Source organism: Streptomyces ardesiacus, from assembly GCF_003112575.1.
GTDB classification, from domain to species: domain Bacteria; phylum Actinomycetota; class Actinomycetes; order Streptomycetales; family Streptomycetaceae; genus Streptomyces; species Streptomyces ardesiacus.
Window position 1 is genome coordinate 350,863 of sequence record NZ_BEWC01000006.1, and the last position, 16,608, is coordinate 367,470.

Below are 16,608 nucleotides of genomic sequence, written 5' to 3' on the forward strand. Positions count from 1 at the left end.
AGGGGGTTGACGATTACTCTCCGAATCCGGCAGGTACCGGGACGATGCCGGACCACCGGCACGCGCGCCCGCCCGGACCTCGGAAACGTGGGCGATGTCACGTGCGCTCCCGCGTGGGGATTCGCCACGCGGCCGGAGGCCCCGCCGAGCGGCGGGGCCTGCGGCCTTCCGTCCCGTTCTCGCTCCGGGTCAGGCGGCGCCGTTGAGGACCGGCAGGTAGCCGCCGGACTGACCGGCCGCGGTGGGGTGGTACGACTCACCGATGTTCAGCCAGTTGACGCTGTGCAGCCAGGGACTGCCGGAGCACAGCTCGTGGCCGGTGAAGGTGGTGCGGACGTCGCCGAAGGTGAATCCGTGGGCGGCGACGCGCTGGGCGATGACGGTGTTGAGGTGGTCGGAGGCCTTGTTGATCGCCGCCCGTTTGGTCTCGGACAGGCCGAGGCAGCTCTTGCCGAGCTGGTAGAAGCGCGGGTAGCCGATGACGACGACGCGGGCGTTGGGTGCCTTGTTGCGGATCGCCGAGTAGACGCCGTCGAGGTTGCCCGGCAGCGTCGAGTCGACGTACGCCTCCGCGGTGGCGACCCGCGACAGGCAGGAGCTGTCGGACTGGAGCACACACGTCGTCATGACGTCGGCGAAGCCCGCGTCGTTGCCGCCGATGCTGAGGGAGACGAGGCCGGTGCCGGTGCCGAGCGGGCCGAGCTGACCGGCGAGAACATCACCCGTACGGGCGCCGGAGCAGGCGGTGAAGTCGAAGGAGGAGGGTGAGTGGGCGGCCGCCCACAGGTACGGGTGGGACTTCGTACTGCGCTTGCAGTCGCCGCTCGAGCTGATGTAGCTGCCCGCTCCCACCCCGGAGGAGTAGGAGTCGCCGAGGGCCACATAGCCGTCGGCTGCGGCGGGTTGGGCCGCCTGGGCGGTCGCGGCCCCGGTGAGGGCGGCGCCGGCGGCGAGGAGGACTGAACTCAGGAAACCGACGAATCGGGAACGTCTCATGGAACCTCCCTTAGCAGGATTGCTGCCACGACCGTGGTAGCAGCTACGCGCGTTGACTGGAAGTGTTCATGCCAAGGATTGGCTGACACTCGTTCAAGTCCGGACGAAAATCGGGGGTGTGGACGCGTGCCGGGGCACGCCGCCGCGCGCGTCCGTACGGCGCGGCGGCCCGGGAAAGCGGGTGCACGCGGCGGCCGGGTGCCCGATCATGGCGGCATGTCCGTGAACCCGCACGAAGTCCTGCCGATCCGGCTCACCGTGGACGACAGCGACTCCCCGTCCGACGTCGTCGACGCGCTGTTCCTCGGCCGTTTCGCCACGGGTGAGCAGCCGTACTCGCACGCGGCGAACATCGACCGCGTACGGTCCGGCGCCACGCTGCTGCCGCCCGGCGCGCGCGTGCTGCGGGTCGCCCGCGACGACGACCGCAGCGCGACGCTGGCGGAGGGCGACGGCTGGACCCTGCTGGTCTCGCGCTGGAGCCGGGGCGCCGACGTCACGGTGACGGCGACCAGCGCCGGCCTGGCCGAGAAGGTGCTCGGCGAGGCGACGGACGGCGCGGCGGACGAGCCCGAGCCGCAGCCTGAGAACGTGACGATGGGCTTCTGGTACGTCTCCCCGCGGCGCGGCCCGCACCGCACCACCCGTCAGATCGCCGCGGGCACCTGGGACGAGGTCCGGGCCAACTACACGGCGCCGGTCGCGGAGGCGATGGACGGCCTGATGAAGACGACGCCCGAGGACATCGCGGGCCGGCTGCTGCTCCTGCACGGTCCGCCGGGCACGGGCAAGACCTCCGCGCTGCGTACGCTGGCCCGCTCCTGGCGGGACTGGTGCCAGGTGGACTGCGTCCTCGACCCGGAACGGCTCTTCTCCGACGTCGGCTATCTGATGGACATCGCCATCGGCGAGGAGGACGCGGCGGGCAAGGGCCGGTGGCGGCTGCTGCTCCTGGAGGACTGCGACGAACTGATCCGCGGCGAGGCCAAGCACACGGCGGGCCAGGCGCTCTCCCGGCTGCTCAACCTCACCGACGGTCTCCTCGGCCAGGGCCGCAACGTCCTGGTGGGCGTCACGACCAACGAGGACCTGGAACGCCTGCACCCCGCCGTCGTCCGCCCCGGCCGCTGCCTGGCCCGCATCGAGGTCGGCCCGCTCACCCGCCGGGAGGCGGTGGACTGGCTCGGCACCGAGGAGGGGGTCGGGCGCGAGGGGGCGACGCTGGCGGAGCTGTTCGCGCTGCGCCGGGGCACCTCGCCGACTGCGCTGCCGGAGCCGCGGGCGGGGGCGGACGCCGGGCTGTATCTGTAGCCCGGTGCTTTGATGGGGGTATGCCCCTGTTCGTCGGCACGTCGGGCTGGCAGTACCGGGACTGGCGGGACGCCTTCTACCCGCCCGGTCTGCCGGTCCGGCTCTGGCTGGAGCACTACGCGGCCGCCTTCGCGACGGTCGAGATCAACAACGCCTTCTACCGCCTGCCCGCCCGGGAGACCTTCGCGGCGTGGCGCGAGCGGCTGCCGCCGGACTTCACGGTCGCGGTCAAGGCGAGCCGCTATCTGACGCACATCAAGCGCCTGCGCGACCCGGCGGAACCGGTCGACCGCCTGATGACCCACGCGGCCGGCCTGGGCGACCGCCTCGGCCCCGTCCTGCTGCAACTGCCGCCGACCCTGCGCGCCGACCCGGCCCTCCTGGACGCCTGCCTCGCCTGCTTCCCGGCCGGAACCCGGGTCGCGGTGGAACCCCGGCACGCGTCGTGGTGGACCGCCGAGGTCCGCGAGGTCCTCGCCTCCCGCCGCGCGGCCCTGTGCTGGGCGGACGTCCGCGCCCGCCCGGTCACGCCCCTGTGGCGCACCGCCGACTGGGGCTACGTCCGCTTCCACGAGGGCCGCGCGGCGGCCTGGCCGCACTACGGCCGCCGCTCCCTGACGACGTGGCTCACCCGCATCGCCACGACCTGGCCGGACACGAACGACGTGTACGCCTACTTCAACAATGACCCGAACGCGGCTGCGGTACGGGACGCGGCGACGTTCGCACGATTGGCGCGCACGTCAAACCCGACGCTCACCCGAACGTGCCCCGAAGGGACGCGGGAAACCGCGCGACCGGCCACGGCGCATCCGCGGCCGGAAAGCAGCCCACACCCGAACGGCGCTCACCCGTAAGCCGCCCGCAGGGCATCCCGCACGGCCCCGAGCGCCTCCTCCTCCGACACCCCGAGCCGCCGAGCCCGCTCGGCATAACTCTGCGCCGCGGAGGCAACCTCCCGCTGAGCCGCAGAGCCCGCGGCAGCGACGAACGTTCCGTTGCGGCCCCGCGTCTCGATCACTCCGTCCGCCTCCAGCGCCCGGTACGCCTTGGCGACCGTGTTCGCGGCGAGCCCGAGGGACTCGGCCAGTCCGCGCACGGTGGGCAGCCGGTGGCCGACCGGCAGGGCGCCCGACCGCGCCTGTTCGGAGATCTGTGCGCGCACCTGCTCGTAGGGCGGCGTGCCGTCGTCGATACGGATCTTCAGGGTCACCCGGTGATTGTCCCGTATCCCCGGAAAAATCAGAGGCACCGGAGCGCCCGGCCGCCGTAGCGTGCGCCCCCATGACCGTTCTCGTACGCGACCTGCGTCCCGACGACCCGGCCGACGTCGCCGCCTTCACCCGGGTCCGCCATCGCGCCCTGCCGTTCATCCTGTGGACGCCCGAAGCCGTCGTGCACCGGCTCGTCCACACCCACCCGGACGCCCGGAGCCGGTCCCTGGTCGCGGAGGAGGACGGGGAGGTGATCGGCACGGCCCAGATCGGGCTGGTGCACGACAGCCCGGAGCCGGGCCAGGCCTTCCTGAACGTCTACGTCCACCCGGAGCGGCTGCGGCACGGCGCCGGCGGGCTGCTGGTGCGGACGGCGGAGGAGTACCTGACCCGCGAGGGCGCGACGAAGCTGTACGCCTGGGTGCTGGACGGGCCCGCCCACCTGGCCTTCGCCGAGCGGCACGGCTACGAACGGCGGCGTGCCGCGTACTTCCTGCGGCTGGACCTGGCGAACGCCGCGCTGCCGCCCCTGTGGTCGCCTCCCCCGGGCGTCGAGCTGCGCACCGCGGCCGACTTCGCGGACGATCCCCGGCCCCTGTTCGCCCTGGACGCGGAGACGGTCGCGGACGAACCGGGGGACGTCGACATCGAGTTCACGGACTACGAGACCTGGCTGGCGGAGACCTGGCGGCACCCGCTGCTGGACCGGGAACTGACCACCGTCGCGGTCGTCGACGGCCGTCCGGCCGCCTTCAGCGTCGCCTACACCGACGGCACGCGGTACGCGACGGCGATGACGGGCACGGTCCGGCACCGGCGCGGCCGGGGCCTGGCGAAGCTCGCCAAGACCGCCTCCCTGCACCGGGCCCGTGCGGCCGGGTACACGGAGGCGCTCACCGGCAACGACACCGACAACGGGCCGATGCTCGCCATCAACAAGTGGCTCGGCTACGAGATCTGCGCGACGGAGGTGCGCCATGTCCGCGAACTCCGCTGAGGTGAGCGTCGTGCTCGTCAAGGCGGGCCGTACGAAGATCCGGTACGCGGCCACGCTGCTGCACGACGACGGCACCCGCCTCGCCGTCCGCGCTCCGTGGGCCGGGGACGGCGTGCGCGACTTCGGCTTCGTGCGCTTCGAGGCCGGGGACGTGTTCACCGAGTACTACTGGCGCGACCGGTGGTACGCGGTGAAGGAGGTCCGCTCGGCGGCCGGTGCGTTGAAGGGCTGGTACTGCGACGTCACCCGCCCCGCCGTCCTGACCGGCACCGAGCTGGTCGTCGAGGACCTCGACCTGGACCTGTGGCGTTCCGCCGACGGCACGGACGTACGACGGCTCGACGAGGACGAGTTCGCCGAGAGCGGCCTTGCGGCCCGGGACCCCGGGGCCGCTGCCGCCGCCGTGGCCGCCCTGACCGAACTGGAACGGCGCGCCCACGACCCCGGCTTCACCGTCCTCCTCGGCTGACGGGCCGCCCGGCTCAGCCGTACGTCGCCACCACCGCGTACCGCTCGTCCGTCACCTCCCGGCCCCACAGCGAGGCGTCGCCCGACAGCCGCTCCACGCGGGCCTGCCCGGCGAGCGGGGCGAGCAGGGCGGTGAGCCGGTCGGCGGGTATGCCGACCGGGGTGACGCTCCCCCACACGCCCTCGACCAGGACCAGCCGCCCTCGGGGGCGCAGCAACTGCCGCCAGTGCCGCAGCACCCGGCCGGGGCCGGGCAGCGTCCACAGGACGTGCCGCACCAGCACGGCGTCGAAGCGCTGCTCGCCCACGGGCGGTGCCGCCGCGTCACCGTTGAGGAACACGGCGTCGCGTCCGGCGAGTTTGGTCCTGGCCAGCTCCACCATGGCCGGGGAGAGGTCGACGCAGGTGACGCGGTGCCCCTGCTCGGCTGCGAGGAGCGACAGGCTGCCGGTGCCGCAGCCCAGGTCGAGGACGTCCCCGGGCCGCGGGGGCAGCCAGGAGGCCAGCCTGGCCGCCCACGCCCGGCGCACGTCCGCGTCGCGAAGGCCGTGGTCCGGCTCGTCGTCGAAGGAGGCGGCGAGCGCGTCCCAGTCGGCACCCGGCGCGGTCGCTTCGTCACTGTTTTCGCTCATGCACCCAGGGTGACAGCCGCCACTGACAACGGAGTCGGGGCGCGGGGACGTGACAACCGCCACTGACAGGGAGGCATCGATGAGTGAGTCTCGGGGAAAGGGTCTACCTCCGTGAGAACGCGGAACCCGGTGGATCCGTAAGGAGGCAGCCATGCGCCGTCTGACCGTGCAGAAGCCCCTGAAGAAGACCGACGCCCGCCGAGTCCGCGAGGAGATCGACGAGCGCCCCTCGGGGCGTCCGGAGGTCCGCAAGGACATCGCGCGCACCTGGTGGCCGGAGGGCTGACGGGCGGGCCCTCGCCGCCGGCGGATTCCGAGACGACCGCCGGCCTGATCCGCTCTCGTTCCCGCCGTGAACGGTGGCTGGCTCAGCCCAGCCTGAGCACTCCCTTAACGCGACCATAAGGATCTCCGTCACGCGCCTCCAGCAGGCGTTTTCGCGGTCTCCTGGGGCTAGCTTGCTGATCAACCCCACGGGTTCCGGCCCGAGTTCCCCAGTCCCACGTGACCGTTCCGAGGAGTTCCGCATGCCCGCACCGTCCGCGTCCCGCAAGGCCGTCGCCGTCGCCGTCGCCGGTCTCGCCCCGCTCGCCCTGACCACGTTGGCCGCCGCCCCCGCGTCGGCACACGGTTCGATGGGCGACCCGGTCAGCCGGGTCTCGCAGTGCCACGCCGAAGGGCCCGAGAACCCCACGTCCGCCGCGTGCAGGGCGGCGGTCGCGGCGGGCGGCACGCAGGCGCTCTACGACTGGAACGGCATCCGCATCGGCAACGCCGCCGGCAAGCACCAGGAGCTGATCCCGGACGGCAAGCTGTGCAGCGCCAACGACCCGGCGTTCAAGGGCTTGGACCTGGCCCGCGCCGACTGGCCCACGACCAGCGTCAGCAGCGGCTCGTACACCTTCAAGTACCGCGTGACGGCCCCGCACAAGGGCACCTTCAAGGTGTACGTCACCAAGCCCGGCTACGACCCGTCGCAGCCGCTCGGCTGGGACGACCTGGACCTGTCCGCCCCGGTGGCGACGTCCACCGACCCGGTCGCCTCGGGCGGCTTCTACACGTTCTCCGGCACCCTGCCCGAGCGCTCCGGCAAGCACCTGCTGTACGCGGTGTGGCAGCGTTCGGACAGCCCCGAGGCGTTCTACTCCTGCTCGGACGTCACCTTCGGCGGCGCGGGCGAGGGCGCCGGTGCCGGTACTGGTGCCGGTGCCGGTGCCGGAAGCGACACCGGCGGCGACCCGGGCGCCGGGGCCGCCCCGGCGCCCGAGGCCTCCGCGCCGTCCGAGGAGCAGATCGCGGCGGCGGCCGACAAGTCGACGATCGAGCACCACGGTCACGGCGACCAGGACGCGGAGACCACCACGGACCCGACGAAGCCGGCCGCCGCCGCCGAGCCCAACCAGGTCAAGGCCGCCGGCGGGGGCACCGAGAACCTCGCCGAGACCGGCGGGGACGGCACCACGCCCTACCTCGCGGTGGGCGGTGCCGCCGCCCTGGCGCTCGGCGCGGCCACCCTGTTCGCGTCGGTACGCCGGCGCGCGGCGAGCGGCGGCCGGCACGGGCGCTGACCCGCAGCACGGGGAACGCTGGAACGGGGGGAACGGGGGAACTGGGGAACTGGGGAACGCAGAGTCCGCCCGGTGGCTCGACAGCGAAGCCGGAGTCACCAGGCGGGCCGGACCGGCCCACCCGGCGCCACGCGCAGCAGACCGTCGCGCACCGCGCGCACCCCGTCCTCGCCGAGCACCTCGGCCCACGCCCCCACGGCCTCCGCCGCGGCCTCCTCCGCCGCCCGCGTGCAGGCCCGTCCCGCCTCGGTCAGCACGACCAGCCGGGCCCGCGCGTCGGCGGGGTGCGGCCGGCGTTCGACGTAGCCCTTGCGGACCAGCTCCTCGACGAGCTGGCTGGCCGCCTGCTTGGTCATCCCGAGGTGCACGGCGAGGTCGGTGACGGTCGCACCGTCCGGGGCGAGCCGGGCGAAGGCGAAACCGTGCGCGGGCCGCACCCCTTCGAAGCCGCGGGCGACGACACCCTCGTGGATGCGCTGCGTGAGTCCGCCGGCCGCGGCGAGCAGTGCGGCGGTGAGGGACATGGCGTCGGAGTTCTGCACGGGGGCATTGAAGCACCCTTGACACTTTGCTCAAGCAGCTTGACCATAAGGGGGTTCGCTACATAGTCAAGTTGCTTGACCAATGGCTTCGAGGAGCACCGCCATGCCCGTCGTCCGCTCGTCCGAAGGCGTCGTCCACGAGATCCACGGCGCCCGTTTCGTCTCGTACGCCAACCCCCGCACCGGCAGTGAGGAGTTGTGCGCCTGGCGGGGCGAGATCCCGGCCGGGACGAAGGCGCCCGCGCACACCGTGGACCGGGAGGAGGTCTTCCACCTGCTCACCGGCGAACTGCTGATCACCCTCGACGGCCGCACCGAGCGCGTCGCCGCGGGCGACACGGTGATCATCAACCCCGGGGCGACCCTCGCCGTCGAGAATCCCACCGACCGGACCGCGACCTCCTGGGTCACCACCTCCGTCGGCCTGACGGCGGAGCTGGCCGACGGCACCCGCCTCGCTCCCCCGTGGGCCAACTGACCCGCGGGGCCGGGGCACTCACGCCGCCAGGGAGCCCGGCATCACCGCCCGCGGGCCGAACTTCGCCCGGGCGCGGTCCGCGACCTCCTCGATCCGGCGGACCTTCTCGTCGACGGGGTCGAAGGTGAGCTGGTGGGAGGCCTGTTCGGCGGGTGCGAGGCCCTCGGCGCGCAGGGCGATCGTGCGGACCCGGGCGCGCTGGAGGCCGAGCGCCTCGTACAGGTCGTACGCGGTCCGGGTCAGCGCCGCCGAGTGCGCGGTCGGCTCCTTCAGGGTGCGGCTGCGGGTGGTGGCCGACCGGTCGGCGTAGCGGACGGTGAGGGTGAGGGAGCGGCAGACCTTGCCCACGGCGCGCAGCCGGACGCCCAGTTCCCCGGCGGCCGAGAGCAGGGCGCGGCGGTGACGGCCGGGATCGAGTTCGTCGCGGCCGAAGGACCGGTCGGCGGCCAGGGACCGGGAGACGCCGTTGGGGACGACCCGGCCGCGGTCGACGCCCAGGGCCTTCTCGTGCAGTTCGCGGCCCGCCCTCGCGCCGACCAGGCGCTGGAGCGTGGACAACGGCGCGGCGGCGACCCGGCCGAGGGTGTCGAGGCCGTACTCGCACAGCGTGCGGGCGGTCGCGGCGCCGACGCCGGGCAGCGCGGCGACCGGCTTGCCGGCGAGGAACGCGCGCTCCTCGCCGCCGGGTACCGCGCGGGTCAGTCCCGGCCGGGCATCGCGCAGGGCCATGCGGGCCAGCATCGGACCGGGCCCGGCACCGATCACGCAGTCCACGCCGTACAGCGCGAGGGCGCGCACCCGGATCACCGAGGCCAGTTCCACGGCGTCGCGCCCGAAGTACCGCTCGGCGCCGCGCAGGTCGGCCAGCGCGCCGTCGGGCGGCAGCGCCTCGACGACCGGTGTGAACTCCTCGATCAGTCCGAGCAGTTCGGGCAGGGCCGCCTCGCGCGCCGACGGCATCTGGAAACGTACGCAGAGAATCGTCATCCCGCACTCCCCGGACTCTGGTGCCACAACTTCCTTCCGACCGCGGGCCCTTCGCCCGCGGGGCGCAGATCGGCCCAGGGATGCATCTCGTACCCCGTGGACATGCGGATCTTCCGCTGCTCCATCGGGTCCTGGGCCGCGGAGCCGGCCGGCGCGGGCCGCCCGTCCGAACCGGCGAGGCGGCGGCGCGCCGGACCGCCCCCGGGGTCGTCGCCCTCCCGGCTTCCGCCCGCCGCGGCCAGCCGGGCGGCGACGCCCTCCAGTCCCTCCTCCCGGCGCACCTCCAGCAGGTCGGCGAGGTTCCAGGCGGCGGAGCCGACCACGCTGAGGCTGCGCGGGCCGCGCCGCTGCACCACCCCGCGCACCAGCAGCAGCCAGGAGTGGAAGACGGTGTGCGCGCAGGCGTCGTGCGAGTCGTCGAAGAAGGCGAGGTCGACCAGGCCGGAACCGTCGTCGAGGGTGGAGAAGATGACGCGGCGGCCGGAGCGGACCGGCGGGGTCTGGGTGGCCGCCTTGGCGCCCGCGACCAGCACCGTCTCCCCGTGCCGCGCCTCGCGCAGCCGCTTGGCCGACACCACGCCCAGCTCGCGCAGGAAGGTGCGGTGGTCGTCCATCAGGTTGCGCGAGGCGTCCATGGACAGCACGCCCAGTTCGGCACTGAGCTTCTCCGCCGAGGTGAGGTCGGGCAGCCCGGCGGAGGCGGTCTTCCGTCCGCCGGCCAGGGGGAGCTGGTCGCCCCGTCCGCCCCGGGCGCCGCGGTGCAGTTCGGTCAGGTGCAGTTGCAGGTCGCGGCGGTTGGCGCCGAACGCGTCCAGCGCGCCGACCTGGGCGAGCCGCCCGGCCAGCGGCCTGCTGGGGCGGGCGCGTTCCCAGAAGTCGAGCAGGGAGGCGTAGGGCTGCCCGGCGGCGATGCGTTCCGCCTCGGCCTCGCTGATGCCGTGCACGTCCGAGAGGGCGAGGCGCAGGCCCCACGCGGCGGGCTTGCGCGCACGCGACCCCTGTGAATCAGACACCAGTTCGATCCTGTGTGTGACCCCCGACTTGTTCACGTCCAGCGGCAGGATCGGCACCCCGCGCCGCCGCGCGTCCGCCAGCAGCAGCCGCTTGGGGTACATGCCGGGGTCGTGGGTGAGCAACCCGGCGTAGAAGGCGGCCGGGTGATGGGCCTTCAGCCACGCCGACTGGTACGTCGGCACCGCGAAGGCGACGGCGTGTGCCTTGCAGAAGCCGTAGCTGCCGAAGGCCTCGACGATCTCCCAGGTGCGCTGAATCGTTTCCGCGTCGTATCCGTTCGCCGTCGCGTGCTGGGCGAACCACACCTTGATCCGCCCCTGCGACTCCGGGTCGGACAGACCGCGCCGCACCCGGTCCGCCTCGCCGCGTCCGCAGCCGGTCATGATGTCGACGATGTCGATGATCTGCTCGTGGAAGACGACGACCCCGTACGTCCCCGCCAGCGGCTCCGCCAGGTCCTCGTGCGGGTAGCGCACCGGTGCCCGTCCGTGCCGGGCCTCGATGAACGGCCGCACCATGTCGGCGGCGACCGGGCCGGGCCGGAAGAGCGAGATGTCGACGACGAGGTCGTGGAAGGTGGACGGCTGCAGCCGCCCCACCAGGTCCCGCTGGCCCGGCGACTCGATCTGGAAGCAGCCCAGCGTCTCGGCGGACCGGATCATCCGGTACGTCGCCGGGTCCCCCTCCGGCACGGCGTCCAGGTCGACCCGCTCCCCCGTCGCCCGTTCCACCTCGGCGACCGCGTGCGCCATCGCCGACTGCATCCGCACCCCGAGCACGTCCAGCTTGAGCAGCCCGAGGTCCTCCACGTCGTCCTTGTCGAACTGCGCCATCGGGAAGCCCTCCCCGCTGGTCGGCACGACCGGCGTACGGGAGAGCAGGGAGGCGTCGGACAGGAGGACGCCGCAGGGGTGCATGGCGACACCGCGCGGGAGTGCGTCCAGGCCCTCGACCAGCTCCCAGAGCCTGCCGTACCGCCCTCCTCCGTCCCGCCGGGACTCCCCCGCCAGCTCCTTCAGCTCGGGCAGTTCCGCCAGCGCCGCGCGGGCGTCGCGGGCCCGGATGTGCGGGAAGGACTTGGCGATCCGGTCGATCTCGGCCGGGTCCATGGACAGGGCGGCGCCCACGTCGCGGATGGCGTGGCGCACCCGGTACGTCTCCGGCATGGCGACGGTGGCGACCCGCTCGGTGCCGAAGCGGCCGATGATCGCGCGGTAGACCTCCAGGCGCCGCGCGGACTCCACGTCGATGTCGATGTCGGGCAGCACGACCCGCTCCCTGGACAGGAACCGCTCCATCAGCAGCCCGTGCTCGACCGGGTCGGCGTGGGCGATGCCGAGCAGGTGGTTGACGAGCGAGCCCGCGCCGGAGCCGCGCGCGGCGACCCGGATGCCCATGTGCCGCACGTCGTCCACGACCTGGGCGACGGTGAGGAAGTACGAGGCGAACCCGTGGTGGGCGATGATGTCCAGCTCGTGGTGCATCCGCTCCCAGTACTCCCGCCGTCCCGGGCCCCGGTCGTAGCCGCGCCGCACCATGCCCGCCGCCGCCCGGGAGGCGAGCGCCCGCTGGGCGGAGCGCCGGCCGGCGCCGACGAGGTGCGGTTCGGGGAAGTGGACGGCGCCCATGCCGAGGTCGCCCTCGGGGTCGACCAGGCACGCGGCGGCCGTGGCCTGCGTCTGCTCCAGCAGGCGGTGGGCGGCCTCGCGCCGGAAGCCCGCGGCCTCGACGATCCGCTCGGCGGCGTGCCGCATGGCACCGGCGTCCTTGAGCCAGGCCTCACCGGAGTCCAGCTCCCTGGTGGCGTCGATCGGGACCAGGCGGCGGGCGGCGTCCAGGACGTCGGCGACCTCGCCCTGGCCGGGGTCGGCGTAGCGGACGGCGTTGGAGAGCACCGGCCGGACGCCCTGCTCGGCGGCGAAGCCGACGGTGCGGGAGGCCAGCCTCAGGGAGCCGGGGCCGGTGCCCTTGCGGCCGTGCCAGACGGCCTCCAGGCGCAGGGCGTCGCCGTAGACCTCCCGCCAGGGGGCGAGGAGCCGGGCCGCGCGGTCGGGGCGGCCGGCAGCGAGGGCGCGGCCGACGTCGGAGCCGGGGCCGAGCAGGACGGTCAGGCCGTCGGCGTGGTTGTCGGGCCAGGACAGCAGCGGAGAGCCCTCCGCCGTGTGGGCGGCGGAGACCAGGCGGCACAGGTCGGCCCAGCCGCGGGCGCCGTCGCGGGCGAGGAAGGTCACCCGCGGGGCCGACTCGTCGACGAAGGCGCCGCCGCGTACGGGGGCGCGGCGCCGGTCCCGGCGCACGGAGGTGTCGGTGCGTTCCGGCCCGGGCTCGGGGGCGTCCACCGCCAGCTCCGCGCCGAACAGCGGACGGACGCCCGCCTTCGCACAGGCCTTGGCGAAGCGGACCGTGCCCGCGAGGGTGTCGCGGTCGGTGAGGGCGAGGGCGTCCATGCCCCGTTCGACGGCGCGCTCGGCCAGGTGCTCCGGGTGGGAGGCGCCGTAGCGGGCGGAGAACCCGGAGACGGTGTGCAGATGCGTGAAACCCGGCATCACGCACCTCCCGACTCATGAACAGACGCATGACCACGTATGCCCGAACGCCATTATCGAACGTCTGTTCCCAGCTACTCCACCCACCATACCTCCATCCTCGAATGTGCGTACGACATCCATTCGGCCCCGCCCCACCTGCGCAAACACGCCCCGACCCGGACTGTGGGGACATGTCACACACACCGGGCCCCCGCACCCGCAGCGGTTCCTTCCTCGGTGAGGTGAAGGACGCCGTCACCCCGCGGGCCACCCTGCTCGTGCTCGGCGTGATCGCGCTCCAGCTCCTGTTCATCGCCTCCTACGTGGGGGCGCTGCACCACCCGAAACCGACGGACGTGCCCTTCGGGGTGGCCGCGCCGGGCGCGGCCGCCGGACAGACGGTCGGCCGGCTGGAGCGGCTGCCCGGCTCCCCGCTGGACCCGCGCACGGTGGCCGGCGAGGCGGAGGCCCGCAAGCAGATCATGAACCGGGAGATCGACGGTGCCCTGATCGTGAACCCCGGGGGCACGCAGGACACCCTGCTGGTCGCCTCCGGCGGCGGCACCGCCCTCGCCACCACCCTGGAGCGCCTGGTCGGCAAGGCCGAGCAGTCCGAGAACCGCACGGTGCGGACCGTCGACGTGGCCCCGGCCTCGCCCCACGACTTCAACGGGCTGTCGTCCTTCTACCTCGTCGTGGGCTGGTGCGTGGGCGGCTACCTGTGCGCCTCGATCCTGGCGATCAGCACCGGCGCCCGGCCGTCCAACCCGCGCCGGGCGGCGATCCGGCTGATCGCGATGGCGCTGGTCGCGATCGTCGGCGGGCTCGGCGGTGCGGTGATCATCGGGCCGGTGCTGGGCGCGCTGCCCGGCGGCGTGCTGGACCTGTGGGGGCTCGGCGCGCTGATCACCTTCGCGGTGGGCGCCGCGACCCTCGCCCTCCAGGGCGTCTTCGGGATCGTCGGCATCGGGCTGGCGATCCTGCTGGTGGTGATCGCGGGCAATCCGAGCGCGGGCGGCGCCTTCCCCCTGCCGCTGCTGCCGCCGTTCTGGAAGGCGATCGGCCCGGCGCTGCCACCGGGGGCCGGCACCTGGACGGCCCGCTCGATCGCCTACTTCAAGGGGAACGACACGACCGCCTCCCTGCTGGTGCTGTGGGCGTGGGCGGTCGCGGGGTCGGTGGTCACGATGCTGGCGGCCGTGCTGCCGCGCCGCGGACGGCGGGAGGCGGAGCTGCCGCCCACGACGACCGGCTGACCGCCGTGGACGCGGACACCCCGCCGGGCGCGGACGCACGCGGACGCACGCGGACACCCCGCCGGGCGCGGACGCACGCGGACGCACGCGGAAGTCCCGCCCCTCGCGCGCGGGACGGGACTTCACGGTGTGCGGGTGGGGCCGGTCAGCCGATCTGCGTTCCGGTGGCCGACAGGGCCTCCGTCACCGGCTGGAAGAAGGTCTCGCCGCCCGAGGTGCAGTCGCCGCTGCCGCCGGAGGTGAGGCCGACGGCCTGGTCGCCCGAGAAGAGCGAGCCGCCGCTGTCGCCGGGCTCGGCGCAGACGTCGGTCTGGATCAGGCCGTTGACGATGTCGCCGTTGCCGTAGTTCACGGTGGCGTCCAGGCCGGTGACCGTGCCGTCGTGCACCTGGGTGGTGGAGCCGCTGCGGGTCACCTGCATGCCGACGGTGGCCTCGGTGGCGCCCGAGATGGCCTGCGAGGAGCCGTCGTAGAGGTTCACCTCGCTCGGGTGGTCCACGTCGGCGGTGTACTTGACCAGGCCGTAGTCGTTGTCCGGGAAGCTGGACGCCGCGTTCTCGCCGATGACGTTCCCGGAGGAGTCCGACCAGGTCGAGATGGCCTCGGTGCAGTGGCCGGCGGTGATGAAGTACGGCTCGCCGCCCTTGGTCACGTTGAAGCCGAGCGAGCAGCGCCCGCCGCTTCCCGTGATGGCGTCGCCGCCCGCGACGAAGGGCCTGTACTCACCCTTGGTCCGCTTGAGCTCGGCCTTGGCGCCCAGCCCGTCGACCACCTTGGTCAGCTTGGCCAGTTCGGCCTTGGAGACGGTGCGGTCGGCGGTGACGACGACCTTGTTGGTGGTCGGGTCGGTCGCCCAGGACGTGCCCGGGATGGTCGCGTCCTCGGCGAGGGTGGTGCGCGCGCTCTTGAGGTCGGCGAGCGAGTTCTCGACGATTCTCGCCTGCGCGCCGGCCTCCTCGACGGTCTGCGCGGCCCTCTCGTCGAGCACGTTGACGACCAGGCTCTTGGCCTGCGCGTCGTAGTAGGTGCCCGCCGCGTCGGCACCGAGGTCGCCGATCAGCGTCGAGGCGAGCTTTCCGGCCGCCGTGACCGACAGGGTCTCGGGCGCGGCCGTCGTGGCCTCGCTCGCGTTGGCGGTCTGGAAGGTGACTCCGGCCGCGACCAGTGCGGTGATGCCCGCACCCACTACGGCGATCCGTCGCCGGGGTATGCGTCGGTGCTTCAACTCACGTCCTCCTGTGGGGGGTCGGTCCACGAGGTTGTGGGGACCCCGTGAACCGGAAGGCTGGTTGACGATCGTTAACTCTTCCGATTCCACAGGCCGTGCACAAGGTCGGCTTCAGGACGTGCGCACGACAACTCCAGTGTGGTCACACGGCCTTCACCGATCCGTGGCCGTCTCCCCCGGTTTCGGACACGGCCGAGCCCCCGCACACCGCCGCTTCGGTGTACGGGGGCTCGTCGAACGGTGAGGGACCGAACGGACCGACGGACTAGTAGACGCTGACTCCGTAGGCGCTCAGGGCCTCCGTCACCGGCTGGAAGAAGGTCGTACCGCCGGAGGAGCAGTTGCCGCTGCCGCCGGAGGTCAGACCGTACGCGGTGCCGTTGCTGCCGTAGAGCGGGCCGCCGGAGTCGCCGGGCTCGGCGCAGACCGTGGTCTGGATCAGCCCGGAGACGATGTCGCCGCCGCCGTAGTTGACGGTGGCGTTCAGGGCGGTGACCCGGCCGCTGTGGGTGCCGGTGGTGGAGCCGTCACGGATGACGGTGGTGCCCACGCTCGGGGTGGCCGCGCGGGTGATGTCCACGCCGCCCGCGGTGCCGGGCTTGCTCACCGAGGTGTTGGTGTACCGGACGATGCCGTAGTCGTTGCCCGGGAAGCTGGACCCGGCCGTGGTGCCCAGCACGGTGGAGTGCCCGGAGTTGGACCACCAGGTGCCGGCGCCGTCGGTGCAGTGACCGGCGGTCAGGAAGTACTCGGCGCCGCTGCTGTTGCGGACGTTGAAGCCGAGGGAGCAGCGCCAGCTGCTCGCGTAGATGGCGTCGCCGCCCTCGATGAGCTTGTTGAACGTGCCGGGGGTGCGCTTGATCGTGAGCGCGCCGGCCTTGTCGCCGGCCTGCTCCTTGATCTTCGCGATCTCGGCCTGGGAGACGGTGCTGTCGATGGTGACGAGCACCTGGCCGGACTTCTGGTCGACGGCCCAGGCGGTGCCCGGGACGTCGGCCTTGAGCACCGCGTTGCCCGCGCTGCTCAGCTCGGCGGCACTGAAGGTGGCCGGGGTGGGTGCCGCGTTGGCGCTGGGGATCGCGACGGCTGCGGCGGCCACGAGGCCGGTGGATACGGCGATCAGCCGAGTCCGTCTCGTGATGCCGCTGCGGGGGGTGGTGCGCTTGATCCTCACTTTTCGTTCCTCCACAGGGGAAGTCGGGGGCCCCTCTCGTGGGGTTGGGGGCCCGTGAGGCGCAGCCAGGGACGGACCTCCGGGTTCCGGATGGTCGTGCCCCTGACAAGCGCTGAGGTTGGAGTATTCGGCCGAACGACCGGTCGGCGCAAGGGTGCCTTTCGGCCGTCAAGCTTTGAACGACCTTTACCCGTCCCCGCTCAACCCCGTGGACC

16 protein-coding genes are annotated in these 16,608 nt (G+C 73.3%); 8 read left to right on the forward strand and 8 right to left on the reverse strand.

Annotation, left to right across the window (positions count from 1 at the left end):
- Positions 1–189 precede the first annotated feature (189 nt).
- A complete protein-coding gene (locus Sdi02f_RS21725; RefSeq protein WP_108933866.1) occupies positions 190–996 on the reverse strand; it encodes an SGNH/GDSL hydrolase family protein in 807 nt (268 codons plus the stop codon).
- 216 nt (positions 997–1,212) lie between these two features.
- Between Sdi02f_RS21725 and Sdi02f_RS21730 the strand changes: the two genes are divergently transcribed.
- Positions 1,213–2,307, forward strand: coding sequence for a DUF5925 domain-containing protein (locus tag Sdi02f_RS21730; protein ID WP_030402858.1), 1,095 nt, complete (start codon positions 1,213–1,215; stop codon positions 2,305–2,307).
- 20 nt (positions 2,308–2,327) lie between these two features.
- Positions 2,328–3,164, forward strand: coding sequence for a DUF72 domain-containing protein (locus Sdi02f_RS21735; RefSeq protein ID WP_030402857.1), 837 nt, complete (start codon positions 2,328–2,330; stop codon positions 3,162–3,164).
- Here the strand turns inward: Sdi02f_RS21735 and Sdi02f_RS21740 are convergent.
- Positions 3,155–3,520 (reverse strand): GntR family transcriptional regulator, encoded by a 366-nt coding sequence (locus tag Sdi02f_RS21740; RefSeq protein ID WP_030402856.1) that lies wholly within the window; start codon positions 3,518–3,520, stop codon positions 3,155–3,157. The genes Sdi02f_RS21735 and Sdi02f_RS21740 overlap by 10 nt on opposite strands.
- A gap of 71 nt (positions 3,521–3,591) precedes the next feature.
- Between Sdi02f_RS21740 and Sdi02f_RS21745 the strand changes: the two genes are divergently transcribed.
- Together Sdi02f_RS21745 and Sdi02f_RS21750 are read left to right on the forward strand one after the other, a co-directional pair.
- Positions 3,592–4,518, forward strand: coding sequence for a GNAT family N-acetyltransferase (locus Sdi02f_RS21745; RefSeq protein WP_108933867.1), 927 nt, complete (start codon positions 3,592–3,594; stop codon positions 4,516–4,518).
- Positions 4,499–4,987, forward strand: coding sequence for a ribonuclease FAU-1 family protein (locus tag Sdi02f_RS21750; protein ID WP_108933868.1), 489 nt, complete (start codon positions 4,499–4,501; stop codon positions 4,985–4,987). The genes Sdi02f_RS21745 and Sdi02f_RS21750 overlap by 20 nt, the downstream gene beginning before the upstream one ends.
- Positions 4,988–5,000: 13 nt before the next feature.
- Here the strand turns inward: Sdi02f_RS21750 and Sdi02f_RS21755 are convergent, their stop codons facing one another.
- Positions 5,001–5,618 (reverse strand): class I SAM-dependent methyltransferase, encoded by a 618-nt coding sequence (locus Sdi02f_RS21755; protein WP_108933869.1) that lies wholly within the window; start codon positions 5,616–5,618, stop codon positions 5,001–5,003.
- Between the two features lie 151 nt (positions 5,619–5,769).
- Between Sdi02f_RS21755 and Sdi02f_RS36765 the strand changes: the two genes are divergently transcribed.
- Positions 5,770–5,904, forward strand: coding sequence for a hypothetical protein (locus tag Sdi02f_RS36765; RefSeq protein ID WP_037798967.1), 135 nt, complete (start codon positions 5,770–5,772; stop codon positions 5,902–5,904).
- A 241-nt stretch (positions 5,905–6,145) separates the two neighbouring features.
- On the forward strand, positions 6,146–7,186 hold the full coding sequence (locus Sdi02f_RS21765; RefSeq protein WP_108933870.1) for a lytic polysaccharide monooxygenase auxiliary activity family 9 protein: 1,041 nt from the start codon (positions 6,146–6,148) through the stop codon (positions 7,184–7,186).
- Positions 7,187–7,281: 95 nt separating this feature from the next.
- On the opposite strand, the gene Sdi02f_RS21770 is transcribed toward Sdi02f_RS21765, so the two are convergent.
- The gene (locus tag Sdi02f_RS21770; protein ID WP_030402851.1) at positions 7,282–7,728 is read right to left on the reverse strand and encodes a MarR family winged helix-turn-helix transcriptional regulator; all 447 of its coding nucleotides are present in this window, start codon (positions 7,726–7,728) and stop codon (positions 7,282–7,284) included.
- Positions 7,729–7,831: 103 nt separating this feature from the next.
- Between Sdi02f_RS21770 and Sdi02f_RS21775 the strand changes: the two genes are divergently transcribed.
- On the forward strand, positions 7,832–8,206 hold the full coding sequence (locus Sdi02f_RS21775) for a cupin domain-containing protein (RefSeq protein WP_031084584.1): 375 nt from the start codon (positions 7,832–7,834) through the stop codon (positions 8,204–8,206).
- Positions 8,207–8,224: 18 nt separating this feature from the next.
- On the opposite strand, the gene Sdi02f_RS21780 is transcribed toward Sdi02f_RS21775, so the two are convergent.
- A complete protein-coding gene (locus tag Sdi02f_RS21780) occupies positions 8,225–9,193 on the reverse strand; it encodes a DNA polymerase Y family protein (protein WP_108933871.1) in 969 nt (322 codons plus the stop codon).
- Positions 9,190–12,753, reverse strand: coding sequence for a DNA polymerase III subunit alpha (locus tag Sdi02f_RS21785; protein ID WP_108933872.1), 3,564 nt, complete (start codon positions 12,751–12,753; stop codon positions 9,190–9,192). The genes Sdi02f_RS21780 and Sdi02f_RS21785 overlap by 4 nt, the downstream gene beginning before the upstream one ends.
- A 173-nt stretch (positions 12,754–12,926) precedes the next feature.
- On the opposite strand from Sdi02f_RS21785, the gene Sdi02f_RS21790 reads away from it, so the two are divergent.
- A complete protein-coding gene (locus tag Sdi02f_RS21790) occupies positions 12,927–13,991 on the forward strand; it encodes an ABC-2 transporter permease (RefSeq protein ID WP_030402847.1) in 1,065 nt (354 codons plus the stop codon).
- A gap of 145 nt (positions 13,992–14,136) precedes the next feature.
- On the opposite strand, the gene Sdi02f_RS21795 is transcribed toward Sdi02f_RS21790, so the two are convergent.
- Positions 14,137–15,216 (reverse strand): S1 family peptidase, encoded by a 1,080-nt coding sequence (locus Sdi02f_RS21795; protein ID WP_031084590.1) that lies wholly within the window; start codon positions 15,214–15,216, stop codon positions 14,137–14,139.
- Between the two features lie 268 nt (positions 15,217–15,484).
- Positions 15,485–16,393 (reverse strand): S1 family peptidase, encoded by a 909-nt coding sequence (locus Sdi02f_RS21800; RefSeq protein WP_030402845.1) that lies wholly within the window; start codon positions 16,391–16,393, stop codon positions 15,485–15,487.
- Between the last annotated feature and the right edge of the window lie 215 nt (positions 16,394–16,608).

What these genes read in the sequence shown, in the direction of transcription:
- Sdi02f_RS21725 (WP_108933866.1), bottom strand. Translation starts at nt 996, where the DNA reads ATGAGACGTTCCCGATTCGTCGGTTTCCTGAGTTCAGTCCTCCTCGCC.
- Sdi02f_RS21730 (WP_030402858.1), top strand. Translation starts at nt 1,213, where the DNA reads ATGTCCGTGAACCCGCACGAAGTCCTGCCGATCCGGCTCACCGTGGAC.
- Sdi02f_RS21735 (WP_030402857.1), top strand. Translation starts at nt 2,328, where the DNA reads ATGCCCCTGTTCGTCGGCACGTCGGGCTGGCAGTACCGGGACTGGCGG.
- Sdi02f_RS21745 (WP_108933867.1), top strand. Translation starts at nt 3,592, where the DNA reads ATGACCGTTCTCGTACGCGACCTGCGTCCCGACGACCCGGCCGACGTC.
- Sdi02f_RS21750 (WP_108933868.1), top strand. Translation starts at nt 4,499, where the DNA reads ATGTCCGCGAACTCCGCTGAGGTGAGCGTCGTGCTCGTCAAGGCGGGC.
- Sdi02f_RS21755 (WP_108933869.1), bottom strand. Translation starts at nt 5,618, where the DNA reads ATGAGCGAAAACAGTGACGAAGCGACCGCGCCGGGTGCCGACTGGGAC.
- Sdi02f_RS36765 (WP_037798967.1), top strand. Translation starts at nt 5,770, where the DNA reads ATGCGCCGTCTGACCGTGCAGAAGCCCCTGAAGAAGACCGACGCCCGC.
- Sdi02f_RS21765 (WP_108933870.1), top strand. Translation starts at nt 6,146, where the DNA reads ATGCCCGCACCGTCCGCGTCCCGCAAGGCCGTCGCCGTCGCCGTCGCC.
- Sdi02f_RS21775 (WP_031084584.1), top strand. Translation starts at nt 7,832, where the DNA reads ATGCCCGTCGTCCGCTCGTCCGAAGGCGTCGTCCACGAGATCCACGGC.
- Sdi02f_RS21780 (WP_108933871.1), bottom strand. Translation starts at nt 9,193, where the DNA reads ATGACGATTCTCTGCGTACGTTTCCAGATGCCGTCGGCGCGCGAGGCG.
- Sdi02f_RS21785 (WP_108933872.1), bottom strand. Translation starts at nt 12,753, where the DNA reads ATGCCGGGTTTCACGCATCTGCACACCGTCTCCGGGTTCTCCGCCCGC.
- Sdi02f_RS21790 (WP_030402847.1), top strand. Translation starts at nt 12,927, where the DNA reads ATGTCACACACACCGGGCCCCCGCACCCGCAGCGGTTCCTTCCTCGGT.